This window comes from Hymenobacter sublimis, assembly GCF_023101345.1.
Lineage (GTDB): Bacteria > Bacteroidota > Bacteroidia > Cytophagales > Hymenobacteraceae > Hymenobacter > Hymenobacter sublimis.
Genome location: NZ_CP095848.1, coordinates 3,193,814 through 3,207,202, shown reverse-complemented (window position 1 = coordinate 3,207,202; position 13,389 = coordinate 3,193,814). Strand labels below are relative to the sequence as shown.

Annotated in this window: 11 protein-coding genes; 4 read left to right on the top strand and 7 right to left on the bottom strand. The window is 55.3% G+C overall.

What is annotated here, in order from left to right:
• Positions 1-34: 34 nt before the first annotated feature.
• The 5 genes from MWH26_RS13300 to MWH26_RS13280 all read right to left on the bottom strand — a co-directional run bounded on the left by MWH26_RS13300 (position 35) and on the right by MWH26_RS13280 (position 6,418).
• Positions 35-475, bottom strand: a complete 441-nt coding sequence (locus tag MWH26_RS13300) for a hypothetical protein (protein ID WP_247974671.1) — start codon at positions 473-475, stop codon at positions 35-37.
• Between the two features lie 14 nt (positions 476-489).
• Entirely contained in the window at positions 490-930 is a 441-nt protein-coding gene (locus MWH26_RS13295) for a hypothetical protein (protein ID WP_247974670.1), read from the bottom strand.
• Between the two features lie 2 nt (positions 931-932).
• The gene (locus MWH26_RS13290; protein ID WP_247974669.1) at positions 933-2,306 is read right to left on the bottom strand and encodes an AAA family ATPase; all 1,374 of its coding nucleotides are present in this window, start codon (positions 2,304-2,306) and stop codon (positions 933-935) included.
• Positions 2,307-2,310: 4 nt separating this feature from the next.
• The gene (gene scpA / locus MWH26_RS13285; protein WP_247974668.1) at positions 2,311-4,509 is read right to left on the bottom strand and encodes a methylmalonyl-CoA mutase; all 2,199 of its coding nucleotides are present in this window, start codon (positions 4,507-4,509) and stop codon (positions 2,311-2,313) included.
• Positions 4,510-4,630: 121 nt separating this feature from the next.
• Entirely contained in the window at positions 4,631-6,418 is a 1,788-nt protein-coding gene (locus MWH26_RS13280) for a methylmalonyl-CoA mutase family protein (RefSeq protein ID WP_247974667.1), read from the bottom strand.
• 615 nt (positions 6,419-7,033) lie between these two features.
• On the opposite strand from MWH26_RS13280, the gene MWH26_RS13275 reads away from it, so the two are divergent.
• The 3 genes from MWH26_RS13275 to dnaA all read left to right on the top strand — a co-directional run bounded on the left by MWH26_RS13275 (position 7,034) and on the right by dnaA (position 10,526).
• The gene (locus tag MWH26_RS13275; protein WP_247974666.1) at positions 7,034-7,786 is read left to right on the top strand and encodes a 5'-nucleotidase C-terminal domain-containing protein; all 753 of its coding nucleotides are present in this window, start codon (positions 7,034-7,036) and stop codon (positions 7,784-7,786) included.
• A gap of 109 nt (positions 7,787-7,895) precedes the next feature.
• Complete coding sequence (locus MWH26_RS13270; protein WP_247974665.1) at positions 7,896-8,825, top strand: bifunctional metallophosphatase/5'-nucleotidase; 930 nt, start codon at positions 7,896-7,898, stop codon at positions 8,823-8,825.
• Positions 8,826-9,026: 201 nt separating this feature from the next.
• Positions 9,027-10,526 carry a chromosomal replication initiator protein DnaA gene (gene dnaA, locus MWH26_RS13265; protein WP_247974664.1) on the top strand — a complete coding sequence of 500 codons (1,500 nt, stop codon included), beginning with the start codon at positions 9,027-9,029 and terminating at the stop codon, positions 10,524-10,526.
• 86 nt (positions 10,527-10,612) lie between these two features.
• Here the strand turns inward: dnaA and MWH26_RS13260 are convergent, their stop codons facing one another.
• Positions 10,613-11,095, bottom strand: a complete 483-nt coding sequence (locus MWH26_RS13260; RefSeq protein ID WP_247974663.1) for a hypothetical protein — start codon at positions 11,093-11,095, stop codon at positions 10,613-10,615.
• Between the two features lie 167 nt (positions 11,096-11,262).
• Positions 11,263-11,691 carry an OsmC family peroxiredoxin gene (locus MWH26_RS13255; RefSeq protein WP_247974662.1) on the bottom strand — a complete coding sequence of 143 codons (429 nt, stop codon included), beginning with the start codon at positions 11,689-11,691 and terminating at the stop codon, positions 11,263-11,265.
• Between the two features lie 182 nt (positions 11,692-11,873).
• Between MWH26_RS13255 and MWH26_RS13250 the strand changes: the two genes are divergently transcribed.
• A complete protein-coding gene (locus MWH26_RS13250) occupies positions 11,874-13,388 on the top strand; it encodes a GH3 family acyl-acid amido synthetase (protein ID WP_247974661.1) in 1,515 nt (504 codons plus the stop codon).
• The last annotated feature ends 1 nt before the right edge of the window (position 13,389 follow it).

The window sequence follows — 13,389 nt, the reverse complement described above, 5'->3', positions numbered from 1 at the left end:
CAATCAGAAACCCCGATAGTGCTTGTGGGGCACCCTACAAGATGGTTGCTACATCCAAGGTAGCCTGCCCTGCCACGGCACCCGGCAGTTGGGTTCGACGTAGCAGGGTAGCCATGTTCTTCGGCAGGTCAGCCACCGTGAGCGGCTGCAAGGGCCGGGCCACCACGTAGTAGCGCGTATCGGCGCGCTCGTGCAGGCGGGTTTTGGCGAAGGAGAACAGCCCGCGTCGGGCGTAGCGCGCAAAGCCCTGGTAGCTGCCCTCATCCGTGCCCTCGGCTACCCCCGCCGCCACCGCCGAATCGGTTTCCGGCAGCGTCAGGAAATACTGGTGCAGCTCCAGCAGCACCTCCTGGGAAGCCGCCACCGATTCAGGCAGTATCCCGCCGCCGGATGCTACGTGCACAACATGCCCGTTACTATCTGCCGCAAACCAATCAATGTCCGCGTCTTCTTGGTCTATGTCGTCAATGCGCATATTGTGTGTTATATTTATTTCACTGTTTTTATACCCTGGTTCGTATACCTTGCTAGACTCTTGCCATGAAATTTTTTAAATTTTATAATTAGTTCCTGGAACTTTAGATTAGCAGATGTTGGAACTGAGGAGCTTATTATATATCCTTCAATATTGTTCTTATCTAGCCTTTGTATTTTATTAAAATGATTTATCGTTTCGATTATTTGGTTAAAGGCATGCTCAATATCTTCACTTTTTAACTCTACAAAAAAATATGTGTTGTTTTCAGGTATTATAAATGCATAGTCGCATCTTATCTGTTTTCCTTTTATGAAACAACCATCTATGTGTATTTTGAAGACTTTTAATTTGTTGTTACACTCTATTCTAAATGTTTTATTTTTTTCTTTTGCAACAGTGCTATGTGATATACAAGCTTCTGCATTTAAAGAATGGATAATATTTTGTGCCATATTTACGAATATATTATATCTGTAAGTTGATTAAATTCATTCCCTATTTCTTCTGATACATCATCTATTTTGCTAGCTCCTATTGATTTAATATCGCTATTCATAATATTTTCAGTTAAGCCGTTATTTATATAGTATGCTGAAACTCTATTGTATTCTAACCAATAGTTTGGACTTATAATATCTTTTATTGATTCAATCATTTCCGGTCTCTCTTGAAATGCGTTTGCTCCTTGTATAAAGTTATTTATGCAAGTTAATATATATGGACTATGAGTAGTAATTGTAAGGCTTCCATTTTTGTTTGTGCATTTTGCAATAATGTATTCTATTAATTTCTTTTGATTAGTAGGATATAGGTTTAACTCAGGTTCTTCTATTATAAAATTTGTATTCTGGTCGTTTGTATATATTTTGTATTCAATGGCTAGATAGAGCGGGATTATTGTTTGTATACCACTAGCGGCTTTGCTTAATTCCGTCTCATATCCATTTTGTGTTATTATATTCTTGCCTTTATCAAACTTATATTTAGTTCCTATGAAATCTAAATTATACTCTTTGGAAGATATTTTTGCTTTTTCGACAATTGTTCCAAAATCGATCATTACTTGAGGCAATGCCAATTTGGCATTTTCAAAAGAAAACACCTTTTCTGTTATTAAAGAAAATAATATTCTTTCTGCTGGTATATATGTTGAACTTTGTACACTTTTTAATTCACTTAATTCATTCCTAAAGAAAATTATAGAATTTTTGGTCAATAATTCAATTTCGCTTACTATTTCTTCAAATTCATCTTCATCGTAATATAAACTTTCATCGTCTAAATCATAATTATCTGAATCTAATTCTGTGAATATTTTACTGTAAATAAAGCTAGCTCTGTGTGTTATGCTTTTAAAATTATAAAACGCTTTATAAGAAAGTTGGTTGAGTGATTTAACTATTGGTTCAGATAAAATTCTAAGATGTTCGAAGACGGGTTCGTATACCTCTAATTCTGTGTATTCGAAATCTACTGTTTGTGAAAGTTTTGCATATTGAAATAATGCGTTGTAAGAATCAATAATTATGTTTTCCTTAGGCACGTTTGAAATGCGTCCATTGTTTATAGTTAAAGTAAGTACATCAGAATCATATCTTATGTATGTGTTAGTTGTTAAATATTCACTAACATTATATTTTTCTAAATATTCTTTAAATTTAGAAAATCTCTTGACTTTTTTAATAAAGTCATAATCATTTAAAATTGCACACAGTTTTGCTATTGTGCTTTTGCCACTTGATGATGGACCAATAAATATGTTGACGTCCTTTAAAACTATAGATGCCCGGACGATGGGTCCGAAGTTTCTAACTTCTAGTGTTTCCATATTATTAGCTAAGTCTATCTAGCTTCTCCAATATCTCCTGCGCCGCCACGGCAATGACGGTGCCGGGACCGTACACGCCGACTACCCCGGCATTGTAGAGGAAGTCGTAGTCCTGGGCGGGGATGACGCCGCCAGCAATGACGAGGATGTCTTCGCGGCCGAGCTGCCGGAGCTCCGCAATGAGCTGCGGAATCAGGGTTTTGTGGCCGGCGGCGAGGCTGCTCACGCCCACTACGTGCACGTCGTTTTCGGCGGCCTGGCGGGCTACCTCGTCGGGGGTTTGGAACAGGGGCGCGATGTCCACGTCGAAGCCTACGTCGGCGAAGGAGGTAGCAATAATCTTGGAGCCCCGGTCGTGGCCGTCCTGGCCCATTTTGGCCACCATCATGCGAGGGCGGCGGCCTTCGCGGGCGGCAAAGTCGTCGGCCATCTGGCGGGCCTTGGCAAACTGCTCGTCGTAGTTCATTTCCTGAGAATACACGCCCGAAATAGCCCGAATGGTGGCCTGATGGCGGCCGTACACCTTTTCCAGAGCATCGGAAATCTCGCCGAGGGTAGCACGCAGGCGGGCCGCGTTTACGGCCAAGGCCAGTAGGTTTAATGAGGAATTAGGAGTGAGGAATGAGGAATGAATAGTCTCTCCCAGTTCCTCATTCTTCATTCCTGATTCCTCATTTCCTGAGCGGGCGGCTTCGGTGAGGGCCGCCAGGGCCTGCTGCACGGCGGCGTTGTCACGGGTAGCTTTAATTTGGTTTAGGCGCGCAATCTGCGACTCGCGCACGGCGGCGTTGTCGATGTCGAGTACCTCAATGTCGGTGGCCTCGTCGATGCGGTACTTGTTTACGCCTACCACGATTTCCTTGCCCGAGTCGATGCGGGCTTGCTTGCGGGCGGCGGCTTCCTCGATGCGCATTTTAGGCAGGCCAGTTTCAATGGCCTTGGCCATGCCGCCCAGTTCTTCAACCTCTTGGATAAGGGCCCAGGCTTTGTCGGCCAGCTCGTGGGTGAGGGTTTCCACGTAGTAGGAGCCGCCCCAGGGGTCCACCACGCGGGTAATGTCCGTTTCGTGCTGGAGGTAGAGCTGGGTGTTGCGGGCAATGCGGGCCGAGAAGTCGGTGGGTAGGGCAATGGCCTCGTCGAGGGCGTTGGTGTGCAGGCTCTGGGTGCCGCCCAGAGCCGCGGCCATGGCCTCGATGCAGGTGCGGGCCACGTTGTTGAAGGGGTCCTGCTCGGTGAGGGAGTAGCCCGAGGTCTGGCAGTGCGTGCGCAGGGCCAGGCTCTTGGGGTTTTGGGGCTCAAACTGCTTGATGAGCTTGGCCCAGAGCAGGCGGCCGGCCCGCATCTTGGCAATTTCCATGAAGTGGTTCATGCCAATGGCCCAGAAAAACGAGAGGCGCGGGGCAAACTGGTCGATGCTCATGCCCGCCGCCAACCCGGCGCGCACGTACTCCAGCCCATCGGCCAGGGTGTAAGCCAGTTCCAGATCAGCGGTAGCCCCGGCTTCCTGCATGTGGTAGCCCGAGATGCTGATGCTGTTGAACTTGGGCATATTCTGCGCCGTGTAGCTGAAAATATCCGCAATGATGCGCATGCTCGGCAGGGGCGGGTAGATGTAGGTGTTGCGCACCATGAACTCCTTCAGAATGTCGTTCTGAATGGTGCCCGCCAGCTTATCCGGCGTTACGCCCTGCTCCTCGGCCGCCACAATGTAGAAGGCCATAATGGGTAGCACCGCCCCGTTCATGGTCATCGACACCGACATCTGGTCCAGCGGAATCTCATCAAACAGGAGCTTCATGTCCTCCACCGAATCAATGGCCACGCCGGCTTTGCCCACGTCGCCCACCACGCGTGGGTGGTCGGAGTCGTAGCCCCGATGGGTAGCCAGGTCGAAGGCCACCGAAAGTCCTTTCTGCCCGCCGGCCAGGTTGCGGCGGTAGAAGGCGTTGCTGGCCTCAGCCGTGCTAAAGCCCGCGTACTGCCGGATGGTCCAGGGGTTCTGGATGTACATGGTGCTGTAGGGCCCGCGCAGGTAGGGCGCCTGCCCCGCCCCAAACCCAAGGTGGTCGAGGTGCTGCACATCCTGAGCGGTATAGAACTGCTTCAGCGCAATGCCTTCCGGAGTAGTGGTTTGGGTGGCTTCGGTGGTCGGCGCGGGCAGCTGAGCCGCGTCGTAGGATATCTGAGAGAAGTCGGGCTTCATGGCAATGGTGAAATGGTGAGTTTGTGAAATGGTGGAGTGCGGGGATAATGAAATGGAGGTATCGAATTCAGGTAGCGCAGTTTGCGCTGCCTGAACAGAGGCTCACTTCATCACCACTTCACTATTTCACTTTCTTGCCCTGCAAGCGGGCAAGCACGTCCTCGGTGCTGTAGCCTTGCACGGTAAATTCCTTGAAGCCGAACACGTGCACGGCTTCCTGCATGGTGGCCAGATCGGCGGTGAGCAGGGCGGGCGGAATGAAGTTGGGCTCGTCGATGGGCACGCGGCTGATGGCCCGGGAAAGGCGGCCGAACTGCTCGGGGGTAGCGTACATGAGCGTAGCTTCCTCCGTGGAGGAAAACAGTACCGACAGTGTCCCTTCCGGGTGAGCCGCCCGTAGTTCCAGCCGCTCCTTTTCGGGCAGCGTATTCAGGAAAGATTCCAGAATAATCTGGTTGGTGTGGGCGCCCAGTAGCACCAAGGCCGCCCGCTTCTTGCGCTTTTCTCGCCGCTCGAAGTGCAGGGCCGTCGCCAGCCGAAGCACTTCGGTAGGGTAGGTGGCGCGGGTGCTGTCAAACTCCCGGCTGCGCAACAGGCGCTTGGGGTTGTAGTCGAACGTCTCGTTGGGGTTCTGAAACTTGTTGGTGCCCACTACCACCTGCTCGCCGTTGGCAATGCGCCGAAACTGGGCCTGGGCCGAGGCGTGCAGCTCCTGCATCACGAGGCCCGTGGCGGCAGGTAGGCCCCCAGCCGCTTCCAGCTTCTGAAATAAGGCCCACGCTTCGCGGCTGAGCTGGTCGGTAAGGGTTTCGAGGTAGTAGGAGCCGGCGGCGGGGTCCTGCACTCTATCCAGGTAGGCTTCCTCACGCAGCAGTACTGGCAGGTTGCGGGCTAGGCGCTCGGCAAACTCGTTGGGAGCATGGAACAGGCAGTCGAAAGCCCCCACGCTCACGGCATCAGCCCCACCCAGTACGGCGCTCATGGCCTCGGTGGTGGTACGGAGCAGGTTGGTGTGCGGATCGAGGGTGGTCTGGCTCCAGGTAGCCGTGCTAGCGAAAATGGTTAGTTGCTGGGCTGCTTCGGCGGGTAGGCCGTAAGCATGCAGCAGGGTAGCCCACAGCCGGCGCAGGGCCCGTAGCTTGGCTATTTCAAAGAAGTAGTTCGGGCCAACGGCCACGTGCACATGCAAGGCGGCGGCCACGTCTGCTACGGTCACATCGGCAGTAGTGGGGAGGGCACTAAGGTAGGCGGCGGCCGTAGCCAGGGCGAAGGCTACTTGCTGCGTAGCCGTGGCGCCGCGGTTGCCATAAAAGGCGGCGTTAATCCCTAAGGCCCGAAACTCCGGCCAGTTTTTGCTTAGGCGGATGGCCGTGCGCAACTCCTCTTGCTGGTTGGCCAGGTCGGGAGCATGGCGGGTAATGGGGTCCGAAACTAGGAAGCCACGTGGTGCTACCTCCAGGGCCGCCAGGCGCTGTACCAGCCGGGCCGCGCCACCCCGCACCGTGTAACCCAAGTAGGTATCGGCCATAGGCAGGCGCTGCTGCAAGTGCTCCACGTCGAAGCCCTCGGCGTGAGCCAGCACGAAATGAGCACCGTCGGCGCCGCGGTGCAGGGCCGCGGCGGCACTGTCGATGGCGCTGCCGCCCCGCTCCAGGGCTGGCACCGAGTAGGTAGGCACGTTACGCCAGTGCGCGCTCGGTCGCACCTGGGGGGTAGGGGCGCCGCCCAGTTCCTGCAAGGCCTCCAGGTGGTAAAAAGGCTGCACCGGAAAACTATCAGGGGTTTGCCAGGTGAGGGTGGCCGGGTCCTGGCCTTTCAAGTCGCGGGCGATGCGCTCCAGCCACTGGGGGGTTGTGGTGGCGTCAAACTCAGAGAACGAAACAGGCGCGGGGCGCGGCGAATCGGCCATAATGCAGCGGGGTGGGGTGGGAAAACGAAAACCCAAAGGGGCGGGCTAAAGATACCGGTTCAGGGCCAGAACTAGGCTTTAGCAGATGCATACTAAGACCAGCAATATTTCGGCAAGTTCCTCTCTGTGCAGAGCCAGAAGCGTTATACAGTTGCTGGCGCCGCCCAGAGAAATCGGGTTTCTTCTGGTGAAGTATATGAACGCCAATTTCACCGAACATCCTGCCGTGGCGCCGTATTTTGCTTGACTGATGCTTGACCTGGGTGGCAGTGCTTACCGCACAGTGTTTTACTTTCTCGCACTGCCGAATGGGCTTTTGTGCGCACAAAAGCCGTAGTAGTTGCTAGCTGCCAGTGAGTATCAAGTATGAGGTTGGTGCCCCGCCTTCCGTTGTGCGCGCTGTCCGCTAGTGAGTGCCGCGAAGCAGCACGGGGAGCAGGTATGTTCAGTAATGCTGTCGAGTGGGTAGGCTGAAAACGAGTGAAATGCCCTGGTTTAACTGATTGGTAGTCTGTGTTTTTTGGGTGCGTTGTCTTCGGCAATAAAATACAGTCGTTCCAACTCCCGTTGCGCTGCCGTACCTTTGCCGCTCGCATTTCCCTTCTTCCTGACCTGATGCAACTTCTTCGTTCCCGCCTGGCTGCTCTGGGCCTGCTGACGGCCGTAGCACTGGCCCCTGCCTGCCAGCGCGGAGCCTACCTGCCCAAGGCGCAGCTGGCCCCGGTGACGGCCCAACCCGTTGGCAAAACCATCCCCGAAGACCCCAAAGCTGCCGCCACCATTGCCCCCTACCGCCAGCGCGTAACGGAGCAAATGACGGCCGTACTGGGCCAAGCCCCGGTAGCCATCGTCAAAAACAACGGGGAGTCGCCGCTGTCCAATTTTGTGGCCGACATTCAGCGCATTCGCGCCAGTCGGGAGCTAAAGCAGCCCGTGGAGCTCAGCGTCATGACCAACGGCGGCCTGCGGGCTCCCATTCCGGCTGGGCCCGTTACGATGGGCTCGGTGTTTGAGCTCATGCCCTTCGAAAACGAGCTGGTGGTGCTAGACGCTCCCGGCGCCGTAGTACAGCAACTTTTTGACTATGCTGCCCGCATCAAAATGCCGGTTTCCGGAGCGGTGTACGCTGCCGTTGAGGGCAAGCCCCAAGACATTCGCATCGAGGGGCAGCCGTTTGAGCCCGCGCGTACCTACACCATTGCTATTTCCGACTACCTAGCCGGCGGCGGCGACAACCTGACGTTCTTTAAAACCATCAAGCCCCGCGGGACCGGAGTGCTGCTGCGCACGGCTATTGCCGACTACATGCGCGAACAAACCCAGCAAGGCAAGTCCATTGAGGCCAGCGTTGACGGCCGGGTGAAATAGCGTAGCTGAGTAGGCTGAATAACGGAGCAAGAGCTCTGATAATCAGCCCCTCGAGTAGCTGCTCGCTCTCCTGCACTCTGCCACTCAATCACCCGTTACTTTCTCCTTCATGCAGCGTCGCGAATTTTTAAAACATACCGGCCTGGGCGCCGCTACTCTGGGCTTGTTGGGGGTTTCGGCCCTGCCAACGGTGGCCGCCGATAAAAAGGCTACCCGCCTGACCATCCTGCACACCAACGACATGCACTCCCGCATCGAGCCCTTCCCCGACAATGCCGCCCAGTGGGCTGGCTTGGGCGGAATGGCCCGGCGCGCGGCCCTGATTGAGCAAATCCGGAAGCAGGAGCCCAACGTGCTGCTCCTAGACTCCGGCGACATCTGGCAGGGCACGCCCTATTTCAACTTCTTTCAGGGGGAGCTGGAATATAAGCTCATGAGCCAGATGGCCTACGACGCCAGCACCCTCGGCAACCACGACTTCGACAACGGCTTAGAAGGGCTGCAGAAGCAGCTGCCCCACGCTACCTTCCCTTTTCTGATTGCTAATTACGACTTCTCCCAGACGATTCTGGCGGGTAAGTTTCAGCCTTACAAGGTGTTCGACAAGCAGGGCGTGCGGGTAGGCGTGTTCGGGTTGGGCATTGAAATGGCCGGACTGGTAGCCGATAAAAACTTTGGGGCCACGAAGTACCTTGACCCCGTAGCCACGGCCAAAGCCATGGTAGCCAAGCTGCGCGGCCCCGAAAAGTGCGACCTGGTGATTTGCCTTTCCCACCTCGGCTACAAATACGAAAGCGCCAAAATCGACGACCGGAAGCTGGCGGCCCAGGTAAGCGGCATCGACCTAATTCTGGGCGGGCATACCCACACCTTCCTGGAGCAGCCCGAGCCCATTGCCAGCCCCAACGGCCGCAACACCCTGGTCAACCAAGTTGGCTGGTCGGGCATTAACCTGGGCCGCCTAGATTACTCCTTTGAGCGGGGTACTCGCCAACCTACGGTAGCCGCTACCTCGGTAGTTCCCGTACAAGCCGCATAGGTTACCACTGGGCCAGCTCACCGTACTGTTGAGCTAGCCTTGCGGTAAAAGTGCGTAAAATGCAAGAGTTAAGGGCGTTTTTTTGTCTCCTGACTTTTCCACATTTTTGTCTCCCCCTAAAAAAAACGGGCCTTTCGCGGCTCGTAGCCAGCCTGTTATCCCGCCCACCTGCACCCCCGTTGCTTTTGCCTTATCTGATTGATGCTGAAGGATTGCCGAACCGTATGGGCCAACTGTCTTCGCGTCATCAAGGCAACAATTGGTGAGCAGAGCTTCCGAACATGGTTTCAACCCATTGTGCCGGTTCAGCTCCACAATAACGTCCTGCTGATTCAGGTGCCCAGCACCTACTTCTACGAGTTCCTGGAGGAGCACTACGTGGAGGAACTCAAGCGCGCCATTCACCAGGAACTGGGCCCAGAAGGGCGGCTGGAGTACAGCATTGTGGTAGACCAGGGCAATGCTCAGCAAAAGCCGCGCACCCTCAACCTCCCAACCACCCGCAAGGCCGCGGGACCAGCTGCTGTAGTTTCGCACGCCGCTACCTCGTTGGCGGCCAGCGCCATGACGGGCTCGGCCCGCAATACGGCGGCGGCTTCCGTAACGCCTGCCCCGGCGCCGCCTACCCTGCGCAACCCCTTCGAGGCCAGCAAAACCATTGAGCGCGACTACCTGAAGTCGCAGCTGAACACGACTTATACCTTCGAGAACTACATTGAGGGTGACTGTAACCGCTTGGCGCGTTCGGCGGGCCTCGCCGTTGCCAACAAGCCGGGTACTACCTCCTTTAACCCTTTAATGGTATATGGTGGGGTAGGGCTAGGCAAAACGCACCTGGTGCAAGCCATCGGTAACCACATCAAGGCCACGAACCTGGATAAGTTCGTGCTCTACGTGTCGGCCGAAAAGTTTACTAACCAGTTTATTGAGAGTCTGCGCTCCAATGCGGTGCAGGATTTTGCCAATTTCTACCTGCTGGTCGACATCCTGATCCTGGACGACGTACAGTTTCTCTCCGGCAAGGACAAAACTCAGGAGATGTTCTTCCACATCTTCAACCACTTGCACCAAGCGGGTAAGCAGATTGTAATGACCTCGGACCGGCCCCCGCGCGACCTAGTGGGCCTGGAAGACCGCCTACTCTCGCGCTTTAAGTGGGGCCTAACCGCCGACTTGCAAAGTCCTGACTTTGAGACGCGCATGGCCATCATCCAGAACAAGATGCAGCAGGATGGCATCGATATTCCGCCGCAGGTAGTGGAGTACCTGGCTCACTCGGTGAATACCAACGTGCGGGAGCTGGAAGGCGTGCTGATTTCTCTGGTAGCCCAGAGTAGCCTGAACCGCCGGGAAATTGACTTGGAAATGGCCAAGCAGGCCCTACGCCATATTATTGAGGAAGTAGAGGCCGAGGTAAACCTGGACTTCATCCAGAAAACTTGCGCTGAATACTTTGGTGTATCCCTGGATCTGCTCAAAGCCAAAACCCGCAAGAAGGAGGTAGTAACAGCCCGGCAGGTGGCCATGTACTTTGCCAAGGAGCACACTACTCACTCCCTCAAAAGCATCGGCCACCATTTCGGCGGCCGCGACCATAGTACCGTCATCCACTCCGTGCAAACGGTTTCGGACCTGATTGATTCCGATAAGTCTTTCCGCAGTACCATTGCGGAGTTGCGCAAGAAGTTCGCCGGTAAGTAAGTTCTTATTTGGCACAGCCTGATCAACAAAAGAGCCCGTTTGCGGAAGCAGACGGGCTCTTTTTTAGGCAAAAAACTGCCGGCGTATTAGGCCTGCGTATCGCGCAGGGCAATGTCGTGCTTGGAGGCGAAAGATCGTACCTGCTCGCGCATGAGACGCTTGCGGCGGGCTCCTTTCACTTGGCGCAGGCTCATGGCGTAGGTCGTGCCTTCCTTGAGTTGCACCCGCAGCTGCTGAGGAACCAGCTCCAGGGCAGCTATATCCTGGGCTGCAAAGGCTTGCTTGGGCCGGAACAGCCCGTCCTTGTGCACAATGTAGGCGGGCGTAAACTCCAGGTAGCTCTGGGTGCCGAACACGGGGGCATTGTGCACCAGCACGTAGCCCAGATACACCAAGCTAAACACCAGAAACACGTAGTGCAGGAAGTGCATGTCGCTGGCCCCTTCGCCCGTCACAATAAGCGACACGGTGTAGGCAATCCAGAGCAAACCAATGAAAAGCTGGCCCCAAAAAGGAATGCGCTGGGTGTTAGCGGGCTGAAGACGAATGCGAGTAGAATCTGGATGCATAAGGGCGTAAAAGTCGCTGAGGCCCGCAAAAGTAAGAAGTTCAGCTTGCGTTGTTTGTTTTTTGGTGATTTGCTTTTACTTACCCAGTGAGGGTAGCGGGTATCAAGTCGTTACCAATAAATCAACACTACCCACAAACCACGAAACGTAAACGGCAAGCAAGCCCTCTACTTTAGAGTAGCCGAAGCCAGTTCCATTTCCGGCACGGCCCGCAAAAGCTGCGAAATCGGGCAGTTCTTTTTCGCCGTTTCGGCGTACTGCTGAAACTCCTCCTGCGAAATACCCGCCACCCGGCCTTCCGTGGTAAGGCTGATCTTGACGATTTTAGGAATCTCGCCCGACGTGTCGAGCGTAACTTTCGATTCGGTGGTAATCTGCTGTACCTGCTTGCCTTCCTTGGTCAGAATGCTAGTCAGGAACATTGTGTAGCAGCCGGCGTGGGCCGCTCCCACCAACTCCTCCGGGTTTGTGCCTTTCTGGCCTTCAAACCGGGCGCCTACGGAATAGGGAGCTTCTACCGTACCGCTCTGGGTAGTAATACTACCGCTGCCTTTGATGTCGCCGTTCCAAACGGCAGTACCCCGCTGATTAATCATGAGAAAAACGGTAAGAGGTGATAGTTTGGGAGTAGATACGCGGACCACCGGCGAAAGGATGAGCTTGGCCCCGCTGATGGGGGCCGGGCCTTAGTAGCAAGGCGAGTACTTTTGCCGGCGCCACTTGTGCGGCGTAAGAAAAGCACCGTTAACTTCTCATCTTCGCACTTTCACACGTTTTCATGGGCCTGAAATCTACCCTGAGTCGGCCCCTGGCCGCTTACATCGCGCACCAGTACCGGCAGTGGCAGCACGACCCGATTGGCACCCAGCAGCGGGTGCTGCGCGGGCTACTAAGCCAAGGCACCCGCACCAGTTTCGGCCACGACCATGACCTGGCCAGCGCCCGCACCGCCCAGGACTTGGCCGCCCGCGTGCCAGTGCGGGATTACGAAGGGCTAGCTCCGTACTTCAACCGGGTGAAGGCCGGGGAGCCAAACGTGCTGTGGCCCGGTAAACCGCTGTATTTGGCCAAAACCAGCGGCACTACCTCCGGGGCCAAGTACATTCCAATAACTACCGACAGCATTCCGAACCACATCAACGGCGCCCGAGATGCCCTGCTTCATTACGTGCACGCCACCGGGAAAAGTCGGTTTCTGGACGGGAAACTGATTTTCCTGTCGGGCTCCCCCGAGCTGGAAACGGTAGGCGGCATTCACACCGGGCGCCTCTCCGGCATTGCCAACCACCACGTGCCCGCTTACCTGCGCCGCAACCAGCTACCCAGCTACCCAACCAACGTCATTGAGGATTGGGAAACCAAGCTGGACCGCATTGTGGAGGAAACCGTGGCTCAGCCTATGACCCTGATTTCGGGGATTCCGCCCTGGGTACAGATGTACTTCGACCGAATTGTGCAGCGCGCGGGCCGGCCGGTGGGGGAGGTGTTTCCGCAGTTCGACCTGTTCGTGTACGGCGGCGTCAACTTCGAGCCCTACCGCAAAAAGTTGTTCGATACCATTGGCCGGCCCGTGGACAGCATCGAGCTGTTTCCGGCCTCTGAAGGGTTTCTGGCTTTCCAGGACGAGCCGGGCAACCCTGGCCTGTTGCTGCTCCTAAATGCCGGAATTTTCTACGAGTTTATCCCGGCCGAGCGGTTCTTCGAGCCCAACCCGCCCCACCTAACCCTGGCCGATGTGGAGCTGGATAAGAACTACGCCCTGGTGCTGAACTCCAATGCTGGCCTTTGGGGCTACAGCCTCGGCGACACGGTGCGCTTCACCCAGAAGTACCCGTTCCGGGTGGTGGTTACGGGCCGCATCAAGCACTTTCTCTCGGCTTTCGGCGAGCATGTCATTGGCGAAGAAGTGGAACAAACCCTACGCGAGGCCATGCAGCAGCACCCGGAAGTGGAGGTAGTGGAATTCACGGTAGCCCCCCGCGTCAGCGACGACCCTGCCGTGCCCTCCCGCCACGAGTGGCTCATCGAGTTTGCCCGCCCGCCCCACGACCCGGCTGCCTTTGCCGCCGCCCTCGATGCGGGCCTGCGCCAGCGCAACGTCTACTACGACGACCTGCTGCGGGGTAGCATCCTGGCTTCGTTGCTGCTCACGCCGCTACCCGCTGGGGCCTTTCAACGCTACATGAAAAGCTTGGGCAAGCTAGGCGGCCAGAACAAAGTGCCCCGGTTGAGCAATGATAGGAAGGTAGCCGAGGGCTTGATACCAAGCGGAGAAGACACTATTAGCAGTTGAT